Annotated in this window: 20 protein-coding genes; 15 read left to right on the plus strand and 5 right to left on the minus strand. The window is 39.9% G+C overall.

Annotation, left to right across the window (positions count from 1 at the left end; all coding sequences use genetic code 11):
* The first annotated feature begins 288 nt into the window (after positions 1-288).
* From HMPREF9075_RS08200 to mnmG, 10 genes are all read left to right on the plus strand, one after another.
* Complete coding sequence (locus HMPREF9075_RS08200; RefSeq protein WP_009416064.1) at positions 289-672, plus strand: START-like domain-containing protein; 384 nt, start codon at positions 289-291, stop codon at positions 670-672.
* A gap of 39 nt (positions 673-711) precedes the next feature.
* Positions 712-1563 carry an aminotransferase class IV gene (locus HMPREF9075_RS08205; protein WP_009416065.1) on the plus strand — a complete coding sequence of 284 codons (852 nt, stop codon included), beginning with the start codon at positions 712-714 and terminating at the stop codon, positions 1561-1563.
* An 11-nt stretch (positions 1564-1574) separates the two neighbouring features.
* Positions 1575-2831, plus strand: coding sequence for a tRNA lysidine(34) synthetase TilS (gene tilS, locus HMPREF9075_RS08210; RefSeq protein WP_009416066.1), 1257 nt, complete (start codon positions 1575-1577; stop codon positions 2829-2831).
* A 47-nt stretch (positions 2832-2878) separates the two neighbouring features.
* The gene (locus HMPREF9075_RS08215) at positions 2879-3334 is read left to right on the plus strand and encodes a HipA family kinase (protein WP_009416067.1); all 456 of its coding nucleotides are present in this window, start codon (positions 2879-2881) and stop codon (positions 3332-3334) included.
* Positions 3334-4176 carry a hypothetical protein gene (locus HMPREF9075_RS08220; protein ID WP_009416068.1) on the plus strand — a complete coding sequence of 281 codons (843 nt, stop codon included), beginning with the start codon at positions 3334-3336 and terminating at the stop codon, positions 4174-4176. Before HMPREF9075_RS08215 ends, HMPREF9075_RS08220 begins: the two co-directional genes overlap by 1 nt.
* A gap of 192 nt (positions 4177-4368) precedes the next feature.
* Positions 4369-4818 carry a Panacea domain-containing protein gene (locus HMPREF9075_RS08225; protein ID WP_009416070.1) on the plus strand — a complete coding sequence of 150 codons (450 nt, stop codon included), beginning with the start codon at positions 4369-4371 and terminating at the stop codon, positions 4816-4818.
* Positions 4811-5206, plus strand: a complete 396-nt coding sequence (locus tag HMPREF9075_RS08230; RefSeq protein ID WP_009416071.1) for a hypothetical protein — start codon at positions 4811-4813, stop codon at positions 5204-5206. The genes HMPREF9075_RS08225 and HMPREF9075_RS08230 overlap by 8 nt, the downstream gene beginning before the upstream one ends.
* Positions 5207-5309: 103 nt before the next feature.
* Complete coding sequence (locus HMPREF9075_RS08235) at positions 5310-5792, plus strand: hypothetical protein (RefSeq protein ID WP_009416072.1); 483 nt, start codon at positions 5310-5312, stop codon at positions 5790-5792.
* Positions 5785-6513: a hypothetical protein gene (locus tag HMPREF9075_RS08240; RefSeq protein WP_009416073.1), complete on the plus strand. Its 729-nt coding sequence runs from the start codon at positions 5785-5787 to the stop codon at positions 6511-6513. The genes HMPREF9075_RS08235 and HMPREF9075_RS08240 overlap by 8 nt, the downstream gene beginning before the upstream one ends.
* 69 nt (positions 6514-6582) lie before the next feature.
* Positions 6583-8454 carry a tRNA uridine-5-carboxymethylaminomethyl(34) synthesis enzyme MnmG gene (gene mnmG / locus HMPREF9075_RS08245; protein ID WP_009416074.1) on the plus strand — a complete coding sequence of 624 codons (1872 nt, stop codon included), beginning with the start codon at positions 6583-6585 and terminating at the stop codon, positions 8452-8454.
* 1 nt (position 8455) lies between these two features.
* On the opposite strand, the gene HMPREF9075_RS08250 is transcribed toward mnmG, so the two are convergent.
* Positions 8456-9100 carry a CBS domain-containing protein gene (locus tag HMPREF9075_RS08250; RefSeq protein ID WP_034557235.1) on the minus strand — a complete coding sequence of 215 codons (645 nt, stop codon included), beginning with the start codon at positions 9098-9100 and terminating at the stop codon, positions 8456-8458.
* A gap of 2 nt (positions 9101-9102) precedes the next feature.
* Positions 9103-11259 carry a PepSY domain-containing protein gene (locus HMPREF9075_RS08255; RefSeq protein ID WP_009416076.1) on the minus strand — a complete coding sequence of 719 codons (2157 nt, stop codon included), beginning with the start codon at positions 11257-11259 and terminating at the stop codon, positions 9103-9105.
* 236 nt (positions 11260-11495) lie between these two features.
* On the opposite strand from HMPREF9075_RS08255, the gene trmB reads away from it, so the two are divergent.
* A complete protein-coding gene (trmB, locus tag HMPREF9075_RS08260) occupies positions 11496-12176 on the plus strand; it encodes a tRNA (guanosine(46)-N7)-methyltransferase TrmB (protein WP_009416077.1) in 681 nt (226 codons plus the stop codon).
* 18 nt (positions 12177-12194) lie between these two features.
* Positions 12195-13247 carry an endonuclease/exonuclease/phosphatase family protein gene (locus HMPREF9075_RS08265; RefSeq protein ID WP_009416078.1) on the plus strand — a complete coding sequence of 351 codons (1053 nt, stop codon included), beginning with the start codon at positions 12195-12197 and terminating at the stop codon, positions 13245-13247.
* A 3-nt stretch (positions 13248-13250) separates the two neighbouring features.
* Here the strand turns inward: HMPREF9075_RS08265 and HMPREF9075_RS08270 are convergent, their stop codons facing one another.
* From HMPREF9075_RS08270 to HMPREF9075_RS08280, 3 genes are read right to left on the minus strand one after another with little or no spacing between them, the layout of a single operon-like run.
* Positions 13251-14810: a RagB/SusD family nutrient uptake outer membrane protein gene (locus HMPREF9075_RS08270; RefSeq protein ID WP_009416079.1), complete on the minus strand. Its 1560-nt coding sequence runs from the start codon at positions 14808-14810 to the stop codon at positions 13251-13253.
* A 5-nt stretch (positions 14811-14815) separates the two neighbouring features.
* Positions 14816-17860, minus strand: a complete 3045-nt coding sequence (locus HMPREF9075_RS08275) for a SusC/RagA family TonB-linked outer membrane protein (protein WP_009416080.1) — start codon at positions 17858-17860, stop codon at positions 14816-14818.
* Positions 17861-17918: 58 nt separating this feature from the next.
* Positions 17919-19061 (minus strand): carboxypeptidase-like regulatory domain-containing protein, encoded by a 1143-nt coding sequence (locus HMPREF9075_RS08280; RefSeq protein WP_009416081.1) that lies wholly within the window; start codon positions 19059-19061, stop codon positions 17919-17921.
* A gap of 301 nt (positions 19062-19362) precedes the next feature.
* Between HMPREF9075_RS08280 and HMPREF9075_RS08285 the strand changes: the two genes are divergently transcribed.
* The 3 genes from HMPREF9075_RS08285 to HMPREF9075_RS08295 all read left to right on the plus strand — a co-directional run bounded on the left by HMPREF9075_RS08285 (position 19363) and on the right by HMPREF9075_RS08295 (position 21875).
* Positions 19363-20658 (plus strand): WG repeat-containing protein, encoded by a 1296-nt coding sequence (locus HMPREF9075_RS08285; RefSeq protein ID WP_034557236.1) that lies wholly within the window; start codon positions 19363-19365, stop codon positions 20656-20658.
* Between the two features lie 108 nt (positions 20659-20766).
* Complete coding sequence (locus tag HMPREF9075_RS08290) at positions 20767-21537, plus strand: alpha/beta fold hydrolase (protein WP_009416083.1); 771 nt, start codon at positions 20767-20769, stop codon at positions 21535-21537.
* The gene (locus HMPREF9075_RS08295; protein ID WP_009416084.1) at positions 21522-21875 is read left to right on the plus strand and encodes a phage holin family protein; all 354 of its coding nucleotides are present in this window, start codon (positions 21522-21524) and stop codon (positions 21873-21875) included. Before HMPREF9075_RS08290 ends, HMPREF9075_RS08295 begins: the two co-directional genes overlap by 16 nt.
* The last annotated feature ends 8 nt before the right edge of the window (positions 21876-21883 follow it).

Consider the following 21883-nt stretch of genomic DNA (forward strand, 5'->3'; position numbering starts at 1 on the left):
AACATCCCCCTACCCCAAAGGGGAGAGATGTCGCCATCATACTTTTTAAAACTTTTCGGACAGCCTCAAAGTTAATAACGCTTGATAGTCACCTCCTTCCATAGTTCTTCAATCTCCTACCAGCGTGTTATAACCACTATCTCCACCTATACACACCTATTTTGTAATGTTCGTAACAAGAACAACCTCTATTTTTTATTTTTTAAGAGTGCTAAGAGAATAAATTTGAAAAATATTTTGCATTATTAAAAAAATGCTGTATCTTGCGCCCTATAAAAATGAGCCAATATGGAAACTAAAGAAAAATACGAATTAGAAGTAGATGTCAATGCCTCACGGTCGCTATTGTTTCAGTATATAGCTACCCCAGAGGGGCTTGCAGCTTGGTATGCCGATAAGGTGCATTATAAAACTCCTTATTACACCTTTGTATGGGACGGCGTAGAAGAAAAAGCACTTTTATTACGCAAAAAAGAAGATGATTTGATTCGTTTTCATTGGGAATCTGATGAACAAGCCGATACTTTCTTTGAGATAAAGATAAAAGTAAATGAAATGACACAAGAAACCTCACTTGTAGTTACCGATTTTGCCCTACTCAACGAAATAGAAGAGGCTAAAAACCTTTGGACAAAGCAAATCAGTACCTTGAAATTACAAATAGGAGGCTAAAAACTATCTTAATAAAACTTTTGATTATAAAAATAGAGAATGATAAATTATAACGGAAATCTTGTAAGTGCTACCGAACACTTCCTATCGGTAGATAATCGTGCTTTTAGATATGGTGATGGGGTGTTTGACATTTCTAAATACAGTATGAAAAAGGTACTTTTTTGGGAAGACCACTACTTACGCCTAATGGCTGGAATGCGTATTATGCGTATGGAAATACCAATGAGCTTTTCTATGGAGTACTTAGAGGAAGAAATAGTGCGTACCGTGACAGCCAATGGGCTGGAAGATAAACAAGCTAAAATACGTATCAGTATTTTCAGACAAAATGGAGGTAATTATACCCCTTTGCACAACCAGATTGATTACCTGATAGAAGTAGAAGAATTAGCAACGCCATTCTACGTGCTCAATGACGAAGCGTATGAGGTAGAACTCTTCAAAGATTTTTACTTGCAGCCAGATTTGCTTGCCAATGTAAAGCATACCAATCGTATCGTGAATGTGTTGGGCAGTATATTTGCACAAGAGAATGAATATCAAAACTGTATATTGCTAAACAGCGATAAAAATATAGCAGGAATGCTAAATGCCAACTTGTTTGTCGTACAAGGCAATACGCTGAAAACACCTCAGCTAAGTGATGGAGCAATGAATGGCATCACTCGTAAAATACTACTCAAATCACTTAAAAAAGTATCCGACTATGAGGTGGTAGAAACTTCTATATCGCCTTTTGAACTCCAAAAAGCCGATGAACTCTTCATTACTAATACGCTGGTAGGAATACAACCTATTACGCAGTATCGCAAAAAAACATATAGTACCGAAGTAGCTAAAAATTTAATAGGAAAACTCAATACAATAGCCCGTTTTGGGATGAGTTAGGAGAATAAACTATGAAAAAATGGTTGGTAGCAATAAGCGGTGGGGTTGATAGTGTGGTATTAGCGCACTTATTACACTCACAAGGGATAGAAATCGTATTGGCACATTGTAATTTTAGCTTACGCGGTGCTGAAAGTGATGCCGATGAGGCTTTTGTACGCCAATATGCCGCTACTTTGGGGGTAGCTTTAGAGGTCGTACGCTTCAATACTAAACAGTATGCTAAGGATTGCGGACTGAATACGCAATTGGCAGCCCGCGAATTGCGTTACCGCTGGTTTGCCGAAATGGCTAAAAAGCACCATTGTAGTGCTATTGCTACAGCACACCACGCCAATGACAACATAGAAACCTTCATCATCAATCTATCACGAGGTAGTGGTTTAGACGGCTTACTGGGGATACCACAACAAACAGCACAACTCGTACGTCCGTTACTACATATGCAACGAGAGGAAATTTTATCTTATGCGCAACAGCACGGACTGCAATGGCGTGAGGATAGCTCAAATCACACCGATAAATACGTCCGCAATCGTATTCGTCATCATATTACACCACAATTGCTGCAAGTACACCCCAATTTTGTAGCCAATTTTCAGCAAACGCAGGCTTATTTGCAACAAGCCTCCCGATTGATAGATGCTTATATAGCTCAAATTCAGAAACAAGCTTTCTTAAATGACACTTTCCCCATAAAAATAGCTGTAAATGTGTTGGAACACACCCCCGAACGGACATTGGTACTCCACAAGCTATTTTATAAATACGGCTTCCATAATCCCCCCGATTTAGAACAACTCTTCTTTAAAGCAGAAGCAGGTAAATATATCGTATCGGCTACACACCAGCTGGTAAAAGACAGGGATTGTGTGTTCCTAAAAGAGCGCGCTATCCAAGCACAAGAATATACTATTGAACGCAATACAGTAGCTATCAGTGAGCCCATAGCGTTGTGCTTCAATTTTTTAGCTCATCCTATTGATAATACTCCACACTCCATATGCATAGCTGCCGATAAGTTACAATATCCGCTCCTATTACGACACAAGCGTGAAGGCGATGTGTTCTACCCCTTAGGTTTTGGACGCAAAAAGAAACTCAGTAAGTTTTTTATTGATGAAAAGTACTCGCAGATAGCCCGTGAATCACAATGGTTGCTGTGCAATGGCGATGGAGCTATCATTTGGGTAGTAGGCAAGCGTATGGATAGCCGATTTGCCCCCAACGATACAACTACAGCTGTATTAATGATAGAACAACCATAAAGGAAAGTGTTTTAGGCATTGTTAGAAGGATTAAGAATAAAAATGATTTGCTAAAAATAGCTCTTTTTGATATTTGGTTATCCAACGAAGATAGAACAACAAATAACTACAACTTGTTATTACAAGCAGTAAAAGGAGGGTACTCAATTTTGTACATCATTGACAATACGGAGATTTTTAATTCATCAATGGCATATAGCCAATCTTTAGAGCAAATAGCACAATGCGACAGCATACTCAATTCTGATTTATCTACATTAGTATTCAAGAATAATAGCGAAATAGTGCGAGAAGTAGACGTTTTACTGAAAGAATTTCCTATCTTTACAAAGAGTTGCCAAAATAATTTAAAATCTATATTAAGTCAAGTTCCCGAAAAATGGCATATAAACTTACAAAGCTATGAAACTAAAATAAATACAATTTTCACAGAAGATTGGCTTAAAATTTGTACGCATACATTTAGAGAATATATACAAACATCAATAATTCATAAACCATAATGGAAACCTTATACTGTCCTATTTACTTATCCACAAACGCTCTATCAGCAGATAGATTTAGCGTTGGGCTCATTATGGCAAATAGTAATACCTTGTTTTTCAACTATTCTGATGAAAAACTAACAAAAGTGAAAAACTTATTCAGTAATGAAGCGTTTCTTATTGTAAAACAATATCTAAAATCACTTTATAAAAGTTTTAATACTGATGAAACAGATACTTTATTTACCAGAAAAGAAACATTGAATAATTGGGTAAATAAACAATATCTATCATACTTAGAAAAATACTCTAACAATCTCATACAATTTGGAGAAACAACTGTTGTTGACATAGAGCTTAATGAAGATATCTTTAAAAAATTCTTTGAAATGTATGTGTTTCGTTATCCTGTATTGATAGATAAAAAAAAGGATATTGATATATTGAAAAAACCACAAACTATATTCTTTTATAAAGAAGTGTCCGAAAGAGTTAATATAGATAGAGAAATTACAAATGAAGATTTAAATAGTCTTCTAATTCCTACGAAAGTTGGATTTATAGGTAAAAATGAAGTCCCCACTGCAGGAGATATACTTAACTTACAAAAAAGTGTGCAATCTATAAGTAATAATATAAATAGCTTTATATCCCTGACAAAAGCATTAGACGACAATCAAAATAAGAAAGGAAAATATTATCTTATAGGGGAAGAACCGGACAAAAGACTAAAAGAAAATCATCACCTTTGGAATAACCTTCGCAATACCAAAATAGTAGATTACGTAGAACTTCAAGATATAGAGGAAATAATCCATTATTTCACACAGCACGAAGTAACTCCTTTTTTTGATGAATAATATAATTCTGATAACTCAAGGCGGTTAATATTGATTTTGATTTGTCACATTATAGAGGTTATAGTCGGTACTGGCGGTGTAAGTATTTTTACAAACTTTTTTGCAATATCAAAATAATATTGTACTTTTGCATAGTCAAATCTACTAATTTTCTTTCTATTCATTTTAACTATTATAGATTTTTAAATAATTATGAGTTATAACGTTATACAAGTAGCCAATTGGCTAATAGAAAAAGCTAATAATACTGAAAATGGGGACTTTATAACTAACTTAAAACTTCAAAAGTTATTATATTACTTACAAGGGTATTATTTAGCAGTTTTTGAAAAACCTCTCTTTGATGATGAGATAGAGGCGTGGCAATATGGACCTGTTGTTCCTAATGCTTATTACGAGTTCAACGCTTTTGGAAAAAACGCTTTGCAACCTACAAGTGAGGGAATAGCTCAATTTACTAATGATGAGGAGGAGTTGCTCAATGAGGTATTTGAGGTATATAATGACTTCTCGGCAGTAGGACTTATGCATCGTACCCATAATGAGCCTACTTGGAAAAATATACCTACTGCTAAAGGAAGTATTATTACTAAGGAAAGAATGACTAAATTCTTTAAAACTCGTGTAAATTGGGATGAGTAAGAAAAAAATAAAACCAGTTGAAGAAGATGATAGTGTTGAAAGGAAGTATTTCTATCCTCTATTTTCATTCAAACACTTACAAACATCTGTCTCTTATAAAAACAGTAATGACTCTAAATTTTTTGTGGATTTTTTAGAGCGTTTACACAAGTTGAGTGTTTTAGGCTGGGAAGAAATCAGAAAGTCTCAACGCCACAGTTTTGGAATGGAGAAAATTCCGATAGACAAAATAAAACCTCAATGCCCAAGTTTTATTACTCCTGACATAAAAGAGTTGCACGTGTTTCGTGCCACTGGCAGCAATAAAGTATTTATAGGACTACAACAAGGTAATATTTTTCACGTTATTTTTATTGAGGCTGATTTTGGGGATGTGTATAATCATTAAAAAATAAGCAATGCAATTTTTAAATTGTTTTTAAAGTAAAATTTTGTTGCTGAAAATATTTTTTTATACCTTTGCCTTCTAAATACAACCTTATAAAAATATTATGCCACGAATCTATTATCGCGAGAGAAAACTACATAATGAACCTTTGGAAAATAACGTTATTACAACTGATATATTCAACGAAATTATTCGGATGGCTTCGTTTATTCCTGAGGGCGAATTGCAAATATTTGAACTACCACAAGAATCTTCTTCTTTCTTTTTCTGGAAAAACGATAAGGCTTTTAAATATGCGGTTGTTTGGAATGCCGAAATGCCTCATACGACCTACGAATACGGCGATTTTTTCCTTCCCAAAGCTCTTGTTTTTTACGATGTAAAAGACGCTTATTTTCCTTCAGAATATTTTTCAATCGTAAATATAGATGATGCTCTGGAGGTGGGGGTAAGCCGCGCAGGTATCAATACCGCGTGGTATGAGCAGCCGCTATTGTGGCACAAGGTTACGCAACCTAAATGTATGAGGCGACTTGAAAAATCGGTGAAAGAACTTCACAATATTCTGTCTAAAACAAATGATTAGTTATATTGCTACCCTCCCTTTTTGGGTGCTCTGCATAATGGTTGTTAATCATTTCCGCAAGCGAAACTACAAAACCTCACGCTATTACACCCCGCACCTGCCCGAAGAGCGAAAACGCTATATCGCAAAGCTAAAGAAATATTTGGTAGGGACGTCTCTTTTTTGGGGAGTATTACTCTGTGTACCTTTTTACGCTACTATTTTTTTTGACTTGAGCGGGGATGATGACTATTCTTTTCTGCGGAAAATAACGCTTTATTTTGAGGAACACCCTTTTATGCTTTATATTACTTCGGCAGGCGTTATCGGGTGGTGTGTATTTATCTATGTGCGGCACCAGCAGAATATAAAGCTCTTGCAAAAGCTCTTAGAAGAAATGACCCCTGCCGATTACAACCTCTTCACCCAAATGATGCAAGCGATGAGCTTTACCCAGCGTTATGAACCTTTTTGTGTGATTTGTCGCGAAAAGGTATACTTCCTTGCCAATTTTGATTCCGAAGGGCTCGCCTTCAACGACATTGCAGAGATGCGCTGGGAACGCAAAGTACGTCATCGGCGAAATAGCGATCGAAATTCCCCTGATTTTGATATTGATGAAATGCTGCATATCTACACCCGTGCTGAGCCTAACAAGCCTTTTACCGTTACGATGCCCAAAGAACAATATTATTTCCTGAAGCAAGTCTATCAAGAAGCAAAAAATAAACAAATTTGCTAATTTGCAATACTTTTGTAACTTTGCAGCCTCCAATTAGTTACTACCACTAATCATTAAAATTATATCAAAGTGTTTACAACCGAATATGACGTAATAGTAGTGGGTGCAGGGCACGCTGGTAGCGAAGCCGCTGCTGCTGCTGCCAATATGGGCGCAAAAACGCTACTTATCACTATGAATCTTCAGAATATAGCCCAAATGAGTTGCAATCCTGCTGTAGGAGGCATCGCCAAAGGGCAAATAGTACGCGAAATAGACGCTCTTGGCGGCTATATGGGTATTATTACTGATAAAACTGCTATCCAATTCAAGATGCTAAACCAATCGAAAGGGCCTGCTATGTGGAGCCCTCGCGCTCAGTCTGACCGTATGCGTTTTTCGGAGGCTTGGCGCTTGCAGTTGGAAAGCCTCCCTACCTTAGATTTCTTTCAGGGAATGGCTAATGACCTTGTTATTGAAAATCATAAAGTAAAAGGAGTGCGTACCTCTTTGGGGATTACTATCAAGGCGAAGAGTGTAGTGCTTACCAATGGTACTTTCCTAAATGGGGTAATGCACATAGGGCTTAAGCAATTTGGGGGAGGGCGCGCTGGCGAAAGTGCTGCCTACGGGCTTACCGAGTGCCTTGTACAACACGGCTTTGAAGCTGGACGTATGAAAACAGGTACACCACCCCGTGTAGATGCTCGCTCACTCGATTTTAGCAAAATGATACCGCAACCTGGTGATGCCAATCCGCAGAAATTTTCCTTTTCATCACAAACCCAACCGCTGGCTGTTCAGAAAGATTGCTATATGACCTACACCAGCGAGCGTGTGCACAACATCTTGCGCACAGGTTTCGACCGCTCGCCTATGTTTCAAGGTATTATTCACGGGGTAGGCCCTCGCTATTGTCCTTCTATTGAAGATAAAATCAATCGATTTGCCGATAAAGACCGCCATCAGCTATTTGTAGAGCCTGAAGGATGGCATACCGTAGAGATGTACGTAAATGGGTTTTCTACTTCCTTGCCCGAAGAAGTGCAATACGCTGCCTTATCGCAGGTTGCAGGCTTTGAGAATGTGAAGTTCTTACGCCCTGGTTATGCTATCGAATACGACTATTTCCCACCTACACAGCTGAAACACACTTTAGAAACCAAACTAATTGAAAATCTTTATTTTGCAGGACAAATCAACGGTACTACGGGCTATGAAGAAGCTGCCGCACAAGGACTAATGGCGGGCATCAACGCTGTACTAAAAGTGCGTGAGCGCGCTCCTTTTGTGCTAAAACGCAATGAGGCTTATATAGGCGTGCTTATTGATGACCTTATCACTAAAGGAACGGAAGAACCTTACCGAATGTTTACCTCACGTGCCGAATACCGCACCTTATTACGCCAAGACAACGCCGACAGCAGGCTCACACCGTTAGGATATGCCATAGGCACTGTTAGCGAAGAGCGTTTCCGTCAGTTCGAGGCTAAAGAGCGCAAAGTAAATCATTTTATCGATTACATTGCCAACCTGAGCATTACCCCCGATGAGGCAAACCCTATTTTGGAGAAATACAACTCTTCTGCTATGAAACAAGGCGACAAGCTCCAAAAAGTACTTTCTCGCCCCAATCTATCTTTAGCCGATTTTGAACCACTTGAGAAACTCACTACCTACCTCACCGAGCACCAGCTTACACAAGAAGAAAAAACACGTGCCGAAGTAGAAATAAAATACGCAGGATATATAGAAAAAGAAAAAAATAACGCCGATAAGCTCAATCGCTTAGAAAGCGTACGCATACCCGATGGTTTTGATTATGATAAGATTGTATCGTTGTCGTTTGAAGGTCGTGAAAAACTGAAGAAAATACGCCCCACTACCCTATCGCAAGCCTCACGCATCAGCGGGGTATCGCCTGCCGATGTAAGTGTATTGCTCATCTATATGGGGCGATAGACTACATATTCAGATATTTTTCAAAATAGCGAGATATATTCTTTAGTTCCTCACGATAGCTATCATCTTCTTTTTCAGAAAGTATTCCATAGCCATAACGCCTAAAGGTTTGCAATACTCCTGACAGGTCTTCAGTAATAATTTTCAGGGTAATGTGCACCGTATTCCCTACGTGGTTAGAAATGTAAAGCCCTAAAATTTTACTGTAATGGCTTTCGGCTATTTGCCCTATCTGTGCAAACGAATAATCATCAGCGGGTCGTTCTAATATTAGTACACGACCCGTTTCTTTTATGAAAGGCGTTTCGGCAAGCTGCAATAAGAAGTCATTCAATAGGTAGTAGCCCAAGTAATGCCCATTATCGGTTATCACAGGTAGTATATCGGTGTTATATATCGCAAAAGCCTCAATCACTTCGTCCCAAGCGGTAGTATTGTGCACGGCAAAGTGCTCATAAGCATACGCATAATTGCCAATCGTAGCACTTGGGGGGGCATCTTCTTCTATAAAATCCCTATCCAGCACCCCTATAAAAACATCGCCTTCGCAAATAGGCAATGCCGAAAGCTTATACTCTTCAAACAAGCATTGTGCTTCGCTTACCAAAGTTTTTTCAGTCATATATAACGAACGATGTATCTTCATAATCAATAACAATCAGTTTTTATTTGTTTTCTATTTTCAAAGTAGCTCAGGGGTTTTCCTAAATGAGTGCGGCACACCTGCTCCAGCACCTCATTAACAGCCTTGAGCATCGCCATCGAGCCACATATCATCACCACTCCTTTATTCTGTAATAATTGTGCCAACATAGCACTCTCCCTTTGCAATATATCCTGCACGTAAAAGCGATCACCTTCGCGCGAAATCGCCTGCCAATAAGTTGTGATTTTACCTTCTTTAGTATATTGCTCTATATAAGGGCGATACAATTCCAACGATTCCTCACGGCGGCAGCCCCACACAAGCGTAATAGGCTTTTTGCGAGTGTTTTCGGCAATCATTCCTATAAAAGGCGCCATTCCCACTCCATTGGCAATACACACCACTTGTGGTGCTTTCTTCGGAAAATGAAACTGCTTATTCACTACCAAAGCCGCTTGTAGGCTATCCCCTATTTTCAAATCGTTCAATTTATTTGATACAACCCCCTGCGGATGCAACTTCACACTCAGCCACACTTTGCCTTCGTATTTAGCTACCGAATAGAGTCGTTCCCTACCGTCTTCGGGTGTAATGCCCAAAAGGTCGCCCGAAGCAAAACGCAAGCTACTTTGCGGCGCTAAGCACACCATAAATATATCATCCCCCTGCACAGGCGTCCTTTCTATTAGTTTAAAGGAAACCAACTTGCGTTCAGGTTTTGCCTTAAAATCGGCAGGCAAACGCAGTACTATACCCTGCGCTGTAGCCCAAGCCTCTGCCCATACTCTGAACTCCTCTATATTCTGGTCGTTGATAGTATGCAGCGGCACCACACAGCTCGCCAATTTATGCTCGGCAAGCAAAGCCGAAACATCCTTAGCATACTTACAAAAATTACAATACAAAGCCGAGCCAAATCCCACTACGCTATACCCAAAAGGCTTTGTAGGCGGGGTCTTAGTCCACAATTCCGGAAAACGAGTTGCATTGACGGGTGCTTCCCCCTCAGCATAAGTGCAAGTAAAAATTACCAGCTGTTCCAGCTTCTCAAAAACACCATATTGGTTCATATCAGCAAGATACGAACGCTTGCCTGCTCGTAACAATTCATCGTGAAACCACCTTGCAAAACGCCGTGTAGTTCCTCCCTCGCTACCTACAAGCACTACATATTCACATTCGGCTCTATGAAACGGATTACGCCCCTTGTGCCGTTTTCGCAAAGTAATCGCAAAACCGGAATACACAAAAAACAATATTGCCAACGTAGTGAGCAACAACACCTTAGCCCAAATAGGGTGTCCCTTGCCAATGTGCAACGTACGCACCAAATAAGCCAAGCTCTTAAACGGGCTGCTACTACTGCTAATAACCTCACCGGTAAACTGATTTACTATAAGATGCTTATCTATCAAATCTATCTTGTACACCTCTTCTACATCTTCAAAAGCAGGAAAATCAACAGACCTGACTTCCGAAAGGGGTACATTAAACGCTTCAATATTCTCTATAAACTGCACAGGCTCTTCACGAAGCGAAGCCACCTCGTAATTGTGTGTTTCTTTGAATTTAGGTATTACGCCCACTGTTTCGAGGGTCATATACACCCCCGTAAGGCTCACAATTGCAATGGGAAGCAACGCCCAACGCCCCAAAAAAGTGTGGTAATAATTATAAAAACGCTCCTTGGGCAACTTAGCAAAAAACCTACTCCAACGCTTCTGTTTGCGCAATACCAAGCATAATCCCGACAAGGCAACTACCAGAAGACACAAAGCCGTCAGCCCCATCACCACACGCCCCGTCTTGCCCAAATAAAGCGAGCGATGCAACGTTTTTACAAACTGAATGAAAGCAGGTGTTTTATAATTTCCTTCAATCACCTTTGCCGATTGCGGGTGTATAAAGAACGTTTTGCCCTCTGTCGTTTCTACCTTCACAAAGTGATTGCGGTCTACCGTGAGTTTCAAAGCATCTACATCTGTATATTTCAAAGCCCTCAGCGTTTGAGCAAGCGTAGCCCCTTCAAACTCATTGCTTTTGTAAGGCAAAGACTGGTTGTATACCGACTCCCCTGCCAATATAGCCCCCGTAAGCGCCCCCAGCAAGATAAACAAGCCTGCAATCAGCGCAAATATTAAGTGTAATTTTCTACTCAATGTTTATAATTATTCTAACTTCTTTTTACTGAGCGCAAAGATACAAAAATATTTTCAATTTCATCACCCTCGTTTTCAAGCAATTTATCAACACCACCCCAAGCTACAAAAAACGGCGTGCTAATACAGATAGAATAAACAACTTAAGCCAAGCTACCATCAATTAATTTCAAAAAAATTACTATCTTTGCACCGCTAATACAACTAATTAGCAACGAAAGACTAAAAACTAATCTATGGGCAGCAAAAACAAACTTAAACGCTTCGAAGAAAACAAAACCTTTGCCAACGTTATACAACCCTCACGAGACGAACTTCTGCAAAACAACTTCCCCTACAAAGGACGTTGGAACGAACTCTATTTCAAAAACAACCACCCTATCGTGCTTGAATTAGGATGCGGCAAGGGCGAATACTCTGTAGGACTCGCTCAGCAAAACCCTCATAAAAACTTTATAGGTATCGACATCAAAGGGGCGCGCTTCTGGCGAGGTGCTAAAACTGCCGTTACTCAGCAAATCAACAATGTAGCCTTCTTGCGCACCCAAATAGAACTCATACAACAATGCTTTGCCCCCCACGAAGTAAGCGAAATATGGATTACCTTCCCTGACCCTCAAATAAAATACAAACGCACCAAACACCGCCTTACCAACGCCACCTTCCTAAACCACTACGCCCAAATATTAAAACCCGAAGGATACATACACCTGAAAACCGACAGCGAATTTATGCACGGCTATACGCTTGGCTTACTACACGGCGCAGGGCATAAAGTGCTCTATGCCAACCACAATATTTACAACAGCGATGGCGTACCCCCCGAAGTTACACAAATACAAACCTTTTACGAACAATTCTATTTACAACAAGGCAAGCCCATTACCTATATCCGCTTCCAATTAAAAACCCCATAACACACAACCCACACGCCAATGAAAACACTCCGAAAAATAACTATTTATAGCAATATAGCCGTAGCTGCCACACTACTGCTCACCTACCTAATCCCCTACCTACCCCCACACCGCATAGGCAACCTATCTGTGCTGGCATTGGTAACCCCTGCCCTATTCCTTGCCAACATACTCTTCACACTCTATTGGATGTTTCGCTACAAAGGCTGGGTATGGCTTTCGGTAGGTGTACTGGTACTCGGCTTCGGATACCTCAAGCTATGGGTACAACCCCTCAAGCTACACCCCGATACAGACGAGTCTATCAAAATACTATCCTTCAATGCCCGCCTGTTCAACCACTACCATTGGCATAAAGACCTACAATTGCCCGAAAAAATCAACCATTTTTTTGCTAAAGAAAACCCCGATGTAATCTTACTGCAAGAGTTTTACAACAACCAACGCTATTACCCCAAAAACTACCCCCACAAATCTATCATTGTAAAGCAAAAAAGCGATAAGATAGGATTAGCTATATTCAGCAAATTCAAAATCTTAAAAACAGGCTCGCTGAAGTTTGAAAACACCACCAACAACGCTATGTATGCCGATTTGCTCATTGGCAACGATACACTTCGTTTTTACAATATGCACTTAGAGTCGTTGCACCTCAGCACCGATGACAACCCTCTGCATATCACGCCCAACGACAACAACTTCCAGCACCCTAATAAAGAAAAAGAAGCGCTTGTTGAAAATATCAGCAAGCGCTTCGAGAAGCAAGAAGACCAAGTGCAGCTCTTTATAGAGCATAAAGCCTACAGTCCTCATAAAACTATTGTTTGCGGTGATTTCAATAACACCGCCTATTCGTACATCTACCGCCGAGTGCGCGGCAACGACCTGAATGATGCTTTTGAGCAAGCCGGTAAAGGTTTTGGGCGCACCTACAACTTTCATTATTTCCCTATGCGGATCGATTTTATCCTACCGCACAAATCACTGAAAGTAATTCACTTCCAAACCCATTATTTAGAACTCTCCGACCATTTCCCACTTACCGCAACCTTCAAGCTGGCTAATGATTAATAATTACCAACCAGGGTTTTGCTTATACTTACCATCGCGGATAAGAATATTAGCATTAGGTACAGGCCATACCATTTTATAATCGGTATAAGGCTTGTTTAGTTGGTAATACTTATCTGCAGGGTCTGTTACAATTACTTCTCTACGTTGTGGAGTGCCTCTCACTACATCTTGTTGCCAACGTTTCAAATCGTGCTGACGGAAACCTTCAAAGCAAAGCTCACGATTGCGTTCGTTTTGTATTTCAGTAAAAAGTGCGCTCCCTGTAGCGGTTACGTTAGATAGCCCTCTGGCACGGCGCAAAAGGTTTAAATACTTCTGAGCATTAGTAACATCGTTGTTTTTATAAGCCGCTTCGGCAGCTATGAGGTACTGTTCGGCTATTCTAAATATTTTAGGTTCGTGTAGATAGGTTGGACTGGCTTCAGGGCGTATTTTTAGGTTTACGTTATCGCGGTACTTTCCTACCATATAAAGGGTATAAGCACTCCCTGTACCTGCCACTGTTACGTAATCACGAAGCAAATAGGCTTGTTTTCTGATATCGTTGCTATCAAATAAGTCTATAAAAGATTGAGTAGGCAGATAGGTAGCCATTCCTACATTTAGCACTACACTTCTTGTGCGAGTGCTTCCAGGTACCGTAGTCCAAGTTCTTACTCCATCAATCATACTGATAGCATCTGCATTTTTAGCTATATAAATCTCGTTAGTTTCTGGGCGTTCTCCTGTTGAGAGGCTCACAGCCAACTGTGTGATACTTTCATTAGTTTGGTCGTTCTCCCATACTTTTTGTAGGGTAGCAGCGTCAGTTACTAAAGGATATTTACCACCGTCTATCAATCCTTTAGCACTGCTATAAGCTCCTTGCCAATCGCCTTTGTACAAGCGTACGCGGGCATCTAAGGCTTTAGCTGCATCTACTGTAAATTCGCGAGCTCCTACAGTTCCTGTTTTGCCAGCCAATAAGGTTTTTGCTTTGCTAATATCCGAAAGAATATAATCGTAAGTAGCACGCAACGAACTTCTGTCAGGAAAATCTTTTACTTGATAATCAAAAATAGAAAGTCCTAAATCAGTATCGGCAGTAGCCTCGTTGTAGGCTTTGCAGAAGTGCGTTACTAAGTAGGTATTGTAGTAAGCACGAGTGAGGTAATACTGCCCCATATACTCTTTGATAGCCTCTTTGTTGCCAAAATTAGCAAAACCTTGCAAAGCGTAGTTCATATTCTGAATAGCAGTATAGCTATCCGCCCAAGCTGATTTTATAGAAGCTTCGCCATTGGTAAAATCCCACGTGTGGAAATCTCTACCTGATAGTAGCGAACTTATTTTCATATTCAGAAAATCAGATTGCAAATCGGTTAGGTACATCTTAGGCCCGAAATGATTTTTTATCAACTTCGGATAAATACCTGTCGCCCAATTTTTAGCATCTTCCACTGTTTTGAAAGGGGTATCCCCTCCAAGTGTATTAAATGGCTGTTGATCCAAATCGGCACAACTATTCAACAAAGGGAATGCTATTGTTAAATATAAGTATTTTTTTATTATTTTTTTCATTGTTATTAAAATTTAAGTTCTACACCAAAGGTAAATTGACGGGTAGGTAGATAAGCTCCCATAGCTATTGATTGCTCATATTCGGGGTCGGCTCCTGTGTATTTTGTCCATACAAAGAGGTTACGAGCAGTACCGTAGAAACGAATTCCATCAAAGAATTTTATTTGTTTTACGATATCTTCAGGCATACGATAGCTCAAGCTGATATTTCTCAATCGCAAGAAAGAAGCGTTTTCTAAGAGTCGAGAGTCTTTTTGAGTAAAATAGAGCTCTTGTAGTCGTGGATTGCGGGCGTTGTCGCCTGGTTGTTTCCAATAGTCAAGTACTTTTCGGCTGTGGTTGGCAACACCAAAAGCATTGGCATTTTCGGTAGCCAATCGGTCTTGGTTAATCATCCATTTACCCAATGTAAAGTTGAACCCTGTATCGAGTGTAAAAGCTTTATAAGTTATATTAAATCCGAAACCACCGTTGATAGGAGGTACACGCAATTTACCTGTATTTTGTATAAGCGATTCCGCAAAAGTATTGGTAATTTTACTGTCATCGGTTTGTGTTTCCATTTTGTTATCACCAGGTAGATACCATTCGGGTTTTCCATTATCAGAATTTACCCCTTTAAACATTGGCAAAGCATAATAGATAGGTTCATTTACAGCATAAGCGTAATTGCGTCCTTCTCCTATAAGTTGCTTTTTACCGTCATAAATACCTAATATTTTTTGGGAGTTGTAGTTGATATTAAAATAAGGACGTATCGATAAATCATTATTCATACTGCGGTATATTGTAGATGAGAATGAAAAATCTATCCCTTTATTTCCCATATCGGCTACATTATCAGGGTAATTACCAAATCCTGAAAGCAAGTCGGTTTCACGGCGTGAAAGAGCACCTTTTGTTCTTCTGTCATAATATTCTATATTGAAAGAGGTACTGCGAGCAATTACTATATTCAGCCCTATAGTAGTTTTTTGTTGTTGTTCCCAAAGTAAATCGGGGTTACCTAATTTATCAACTTCATAACCTACGCTGCCGTTGTATTGGTTGGCGCGTACTTCGGTAACACTTGAATAGTCACCACCTCCGTTAGGATTACCTGAACTACCTGTACTAAAACGCAAACTCATATCGGTTAGCCATTTTATATTCTTAAAGAAAGCTTCTTCTTTAAGTCGCCACATTGCTCCTACTGCCCAAAAATTGGCATAACGGTGATTTTTAGCAAAGGTAGAAGAACCATCGCGTCTGCCTGATAAATCAATAAAATAGCGGTCTCTGAAATTGTACTCTAACCTACTAAAAAATGAATTATAAGTAGCTGTTGAGCGGGTTTGTTTTGTTTCGAATTTATCAGTACCGTCTTTTACAGCTACAAGCCCATCAACTGATTGTCCTTCAGAAGAAGTAGCAGTGCTCCTACCTCTATTCTCAATAGATTCTTGTCCTAATAAGGCGGTGAAGTTGTGCAGGTTAGCCAATCTAAACTTGTATTCTAAGGTATTGGTAAGCGTTTTGCGTAGGCTTCTCGCATCGCTTTCTGAGGCATTCCCTATATTTTTTGTTGAAGGATTATTGTAATTTACAAAAGAAGGCAAATGCGCTGCATTAGTAAGCGAGGTTGAAAACTGTATCCCCATTTGTGTTTTGAATACTAAATTTTTGATAGGCTCTATAGTGAGGTAGCCTATAGGCAAGATATCTTGACTTTGGTTAAAGTTAGGATTTTTTTCTACCAAATATTTAGGATTAAACACCCCGTAACTAGGTCCTAATATAGAGTTGATAAAATCCTTCTCTTTGCCGTTTTCATCAGTAGGAGAATAGAAAGGTAAGTTGATGGTGTAATTGCCTACTGAAGTGTTGTTGGAGTTGGTTTCGTTATGTCCTACTGATAAGTGCATTCCTGCTTTTAGCCATTTAGTGATGTCGCTATCTACGCTCATAGTGAGTGTATAGCGTTTATAATCACTTCCATAAGTATTTCCTTCCTGGTTTAAATGCCCCATTGATAGATAGTAAGAGGTACGTTCTGTACCTCCAGACACTGATACATCGGTGCGAGTGAGAGGTACAAAGTTTCTATAATAGAGTTTATCCCAACGAGTGTGGTAAGGATTTTCTTGTAGATAGCTATTTGTAATTTCTTTAGCTTGTGCCACTGTAGTACCTCTACGGCGTCCTGCCATCAAAAAACCTATATAGTTAGGATTTTTCTCACTCCAGAAGTTCATATATTCTTCGGGAGACATCATATCATCAAAAAATTTACGGCTTGCGATGGTTGAAAACCCTACTTGGTGATTTACTGAAATGCGAGTACGCTCGTTGCGCTTACCGCGTTTGGTAGTGATATACACTACCCCATTGGCAGCACGTGCCCCGTAAATTGAAGTAGAAGCGGCATCTTTCAGCACCGTAATACTTTCAATATCATTAGCACTCAGGTCGGTCATCACGCTGCTGCTTACTGGCACTCCGTCCATTACGTAAAGCGGACTTGTTCGTGCTTCGCTGTTCCCTAACACTTTATACAAGTTGCCATAGCCGTGAATGGTAACATTTGATGACTCACCAGGTTTCCCGTTTTCGGTTACCACCACCATTCCTGCTACGCGCCCCATCAAGGCATCCATAGCATTGGCGGTAGGAGCTTCAGCAATTTCTTTGCCTTGCACTTGGGCAACTGAAGCTACAGTTTTGCTGGCTACCTTGCGGGTACCATAGCCTGTTACCACCATTTCGTCTAATTGTTGTACATCATCTTTTAGTACTACATTGATGGTTGCATTGCCTGTTACCTTGCGGCTAAGGGTTTGCATTCCCAAAAAAGTGTATTCTAATACATCGCCTACCTGCGCCTGCAACGAGTATTTCCCGTCCATATCAGTAGCTGCGCCTTGCTGAGTACCTTTTTTCAAGATGAGTACTCCAAATAAAGGGTCGCCTTTTTCATCTTTTACAACTCCCTTCACCTCAACGTTTTGCGCTGATATACAAAACGTTAGTAGCAAGAAGAAAGCTGTGAATAATTCTCTTTTTAAGTTCATTAGCTTATTTGTTTTTAATTGGGCGCAAATATAGCGATTATTTTTGAATCGTATATGTTTATTGTTTTATAAATTCTTCTTCTTCTGTGGTGAGTATATATTTAGCTTCGCCTTGCTTGTGAGGTGGGGTGTATTCAAAAAAAGGATTTTCTATATTTATCCTGTTTTCTTTCTTGATGTGTTTGTTTTGTGTGCCTGTACGCAGGAAGTTTTCTTCGGAAATAATGGTGTATGTTTTTCCTTCTATTTCTATGTTAAATTTGGCTTTTACAGCAAATGAACTGAACAGCATTTTGTTGTTATAGGGGGTAAATGTGAGTTCCCAAGTAGCAAATTCTGTGGTTGATTTGTAGGGGATTTTTGATTTTCTCGATACGTTTTCAACTGTTTCTGAAAGGGGCTGATTGAAAATGATTTTCTTGATAGCTCCGCTGTGATTATCAAAGTAAATAACCGAATCAAACACCTTTAAGCCTACTTTTTCGATATAGGCATCGAAGGTTACGATGGTATATTGGTTGTCTTTTTCTACTTTTTTAATATCAATGGTTTGGGCATTGTTCAAAATCACTAAATACGGACTTAAATGCAGGTACATCATCAGGGTTTTCTGTTCTAATGCCAATTCGTTGGATATATCTTCTTCTTTGCCAATAATCTTGGCATAATCGGTGTTTTTTAATTCTATTTGAATAAACTTGTTTAGAGGTTCTTTAAAACGGAACACATAATCTTTGCTCCACCAATTTAGCTGGTTTTGGTAAAGGCGTATGAGTTTGCCGTTTTTGGTGGTTTTTTCTCTATAAGTGCATTCCAATATTTTAGCTTTGGTGTCGTACAGCTTGTGATAATTTTCTAAAACGTACTTTATTTTTTTCTTTAAATCGTAGTTGTATAACACCACTTCTTCAAGTTGTATTTCTTGTGGATTGAGATAGAGGGTTGTGCTTGTCAGAGTATTGATTGTGAGTATTTTTTTGCTCATATAGCCTATATGGCTTAGGGTAAGGGTATCGGGTTCTATCGTAATTTTTGCTTTGCCTTCTTCATTGGTAATGGTGCCGTTGAGCGAGGTGGTATAATACACTTCGGCATTGGGAATGGGTCGTTTTGTGAGGGCATCAATCAGGGTAAGTTCGGCTACTTGTGCTGGGAGTAAGTAATGTAACAGAAAAAGGGGTATGAACAGGATTTTTTTCATTTTTGTGGATTTTATTGTTAATCATTTTTGTCCCACAAAATCTTTGCCAAAGAGGTGCGAGCTTGCTGACTTTCGTTCTTTTATTGTTCGTCACATACTCGGCTGTGCCAGCTCGCCGACTTTCCTTCGCTCATCCTTCGTCACATACTCGGCTGCGCCAGCTCGCCGACTTTCCTTCGCTCATTGTTCGGTGGAGTAACTCAAATATGAGTATGGTATGAAAAGACTAACAACTATTTTTTAACCTTTAATCGTTAAGCTTTAATAATTATTTCGTATCTTTGCCGAAAAATATTCCACAATGAAAAATTTCTTATCCGTTTTGTGCTGTTTGTTGGTAACAACAATGCTGGCTCAAAAAAAAGATTGGGAACAACAATATGAACAGGTAAGTCCTTTTGGATTTAACGAGGGCTTATGCGCCGTAATGAATGACGGCAAATGGGGCTACGTAAACGAAAAAGGAAAACTCGTAATCCCCCTAAAATACGATGCGGTTGATTATTTTAGCCACGGACTGGCTATTGCGGGCTTCTACGACAAAGGTTATGGCTTTATAGATACCAAAGGCAAACTGGTGATTCCTTACCGCTTTCATTATGCTTATCCTTTTTACGGCAATGCTGCCCCTGTGTGCGTAGATTACAAATGGGGCTTCGTAGGCAGGGATGGCGAACTGCATACGCTCTTTGAATACCACGAAGCGCATCGCTTTATGGACGGTCTTTCGCGGGTGATGAAAAATCGCAAATATGGCTTTGTTGATAAAGACGGGCGCGAGGTTATCGGCTTGGAATACGACCAAGCTGACGACTTTTACAACGGACTGGCTGCGGTGAAAAAAGACGACAAATGGGGCTATATCAACACGCTGGGTAAGGTGGTTATTCCGTTTCAGTACTCTATGGCTACGCCTTTTGAAGAGAATGGCGAGGCGATGGTGTATATGTATGGTACGGCTATCACTATCAACAAAAACAACGAATGTGTATATGGCGCCGAAGAGCTGAAAAATCTTTATAAAACCAACAAAAAAGGCTGGGAGGTGTATTATGAGTTTATAGGCAAAACCCAGCACGGACTTACTCAGGTGGGCAACAATAGTCGTATGGGGCTTATCAGCAAAAGTGGCAAGGTGATAATTCCTGTAATATATGACGAAGTGCATATAGAAAATGGACTTGTTTTTGTAAGTATTGATGGTAAAAGAGGTATTTTTACCCTTGACGGCAGAACGATATTGCCACCTTTCTACGATATGCTTAATTTTCTGAAAGATAAAGCGAATCTTATAGAAACTTTCCGCAATAGGAGCTTTTCGGTTGTGAACAATAAGGGGGCTATAATTGTGCCTGAAGACGAATATACGTATATAGACGATGACCAATGGAATAGTGGCACTATACAAGTGAACCACCGCAATGGCAAATGGGGGCTGTATAGCTACGAAGGCAAGGAGCTACTGCCTGTGAAATACGATAAAATAGAGCCTTTTATTTACAATCGCACCGAAACACGGGTGTATATAGGCGATAAAAGTTTTGTTATCAACAAAGAAGGTAAGTGCGTTAGAGATTGTGAGAACAACACGGAGTAATTTTGAATTTTGAATTATGAATTATGAATTGGCTGTGCGACTCATAATCTAATAACTGGCGACTAAAAACCACTAAAAGCTAACGACTAACGACTAAAAACTAAAAATATGCTTCACTCACAAATTATAGGCGAAGGGACGCCATTTATTATATTACACGGATTTTTAGGGATGTCCGACAATTGGCGTACGCTGGGTTTGCAGTATGCCGCAGCGGGTTTTCAGGTGCATTTAGTAGACCAGCGCAACCACGGGCGTAGCTTCCATAGCGATGATTTTAGCTACCCACTGATGGTAGCTGACTTGCTGGAATATGCCGAAGGGCATCACTTGAAGGCTTTTCACCTAATGGGGCACTCTATGGGTGGCAAAACGGCGATGCTTTTTGCTACCGAGCACCCTGATAAAGTGCTTTCGCTCATTGTTGCTGATATGTCGCCTAAGTTTTTCCCGCCACATCACGAGCAGTTTTTGCAGGGCTTGGCTTCACTTAATTTTGACACGCTGCACTCGCGTTCGGAGGCTGAAAAGCAGTTGGAGCGGTATGTGAGCGACTGGGGGGTACGTCAGTTTTTGCTTAAAAATCTTTATTGGGAAAGCAAGGAGCGCTTGGGCTTGCGCTTAAACTTGTCGTCTCTTATCAATAACGAAAGTGAAATAGGGGCTGAGCTGCCTGCTGGCAATGTGTATGACGGCAAAACGCTTTTCCTAAAAGGTGAATTTTCTGAATATGTGATGCCCGAAGATGAAGCATTGATATACACTCACTTTCCTAACGCTGTAATTGAGCAGGTGAGCAAAGCTGGACACTGGCTTCACGCTCAAAACCCTACTGAATTTTACGATAAAACTATTCATTTTTTATGCGATACATTATAGGATTATTTGTTACGGCTACGATAGTATTTTTGTTGGGTAGCCTACGTGTTGGCGCTGAGATACAGAATTACGAATCGGCATTATGGGTGGCTTTGGTGTTATCGGTGCTAAATATAGTGGTACGCCCCATACTTACGCTGATATCATTGCCTATTACGTTTATGACATTGGGTCTTTTCTTGTTGGTTATCAATGCTATTATTGTGCTATTGGCGGCACAATTGGTAGAGGGCTTTCAAGTATTTGGATTTTGGGGTGCTGTAATGTTTAGTACTTGCTTATCGCTTTCGCAAACTCTTGCCTTTGCACCTTTTGAAAAAGATAAAGTAGAAAATTAAGAAAATAG

This window comes from Capnocytophaga sp. oral taxon 332 str. F0381 (assembly GCF_000318275.2).
GTDB lineage: Bacteria > Bacteroidota > Bacteroidia > Flavobacteriales > Flavobacteriaceae > Capnocytophaga > Capnocytophaga bilenii.

What these genes read in the sequence shown, in the direction of transcription:
- HMPREF9075_RS08200 (WP_009416064.1), top strand. Translation starts at nt 289, where the DNA reads ATGGAAACTAAAGAAAAATACGAATTAGAAGTAGATGTCAATGCCTCA.
- HMPREF9075_RS08205 (WP_009416065.1), top strand. Translation starts at nt 712, where the DNA reads ATGATAAATTATAACGGAAATCTTGTAAGTGCTACCGAACACTTCCTA.
- tilS (WP_009416066.1), top strand. Translation starts at nt 1,575, where the DNA reads ATGAAAAAATGGTTGGTAGCAATAAGCGGTGGGGTTGATAGTGTGGTA.
- HMPREF9075_RS08220 (WP_009416068.1), top strand. Translation starts at nt 3,334, where the DNA reads ATGGAAACCTTATACTGTCCTATTTACTTATCCACAAACGCTCTATCA.
- HMPREF9075_RS08225 (WP_009416070.1), top strand. Translation starts at nt 4,369, where the DNA reads ATGAGTTATAACGTTATACAAGTAGCCAATTGGCTAATAGAAAAAGCT.
- HMPREF9075_RS08230 (WP_009416071.1), top strand. Translation starts at nt 4,811, where the DNA reads ATGAGTAAGAAAAAAATAAAACCAGTTGAAGAAGATGATAGTGTTGAA.
- HMPREF9075_RS08235 (WP_009416072.1), top strand. Translation starts at nt 5,310, where the DNA reads ATGCCACGAATCTATTATCGCGAGAGAAAACTACATAATGAACCTTTG.
- HMPREF9075_RS08240 (WP_009416073.1), top strand. Translation starts at nt 5,785, where the DNA reads ATGATTAGTTATATTGCTACCCTCCCTTTTTGGGTGCTCTGCATAATG.
- HMPREF9075_RS08250 (WP_034557235.1), bottom strand. Translation starts at nt 9,100, where the DNA reads ATGAAGATACATCGTTCGTTATATATGACTGAAAAAACTTTGGTAAGC.
- trmB (WP_009416077.1), top strand. Translation starts at nt 11,496, where the DNA reads ATGGGCAGCAAAAACAAACTTAAACGCTTCGAAGAAAACAAAACCTTT.
- HMPREF9075_RS08265 (WP_009416078.1), top strand. Translation starts at nt 12,195, where the DNA reads ATGAAAACACTCCGAAAAATAACTATTTATAGCAATATAGCCGTAGCT.
- HMPREF9075_RS08270 (WP_009416079.1), bottom strand. Translation starts at nt 14,810, where the DNA reads ATGAAAAAAATAATAAAAAAATACTTATATTTAACAATAGCATTCCCT.
- HMPREF9075_RS08275 (WP_009416080.1), bottom strand. Translation starts at nt 17,860, where the DNA reads ATGAACTTAAAAAGAGAATTATTCACAGCTTTCTTCTTGCTACTAACG.
- HMPREF9075_RS08280 (WP_009416081.1), bottom strand. Translation starts at nt 19,061, where the DNA reads ATGAAAAAAATCCTGTTCATACCCCTTTTTCTGTTACATTACTTACTC.
- HMPREF9075_RS08285 (WP_034557236.1), top strand. Translation starts at nt 19,363, where the DNA reads ATGAAAAATTTCTTATCCGTTTTGTGCTGTTTGTTGGTAACAACAATG.
- HMPREF9075_RS08290 (WP_009416083.1), top strand. Translation starts at nt 20,767, where the DNA reads ATGCTTCACTCACAAATTATAGGCGAAGGGACGCCATTTATTATATTA.
- HMPREF9075_RS08295 (WP_009416084.1), top strand. Translation starts at nt 21,522, where the DNA reads ATGCGATACATTATAGGATTATTTGTTACGGCTACGATAGTATTTTTG.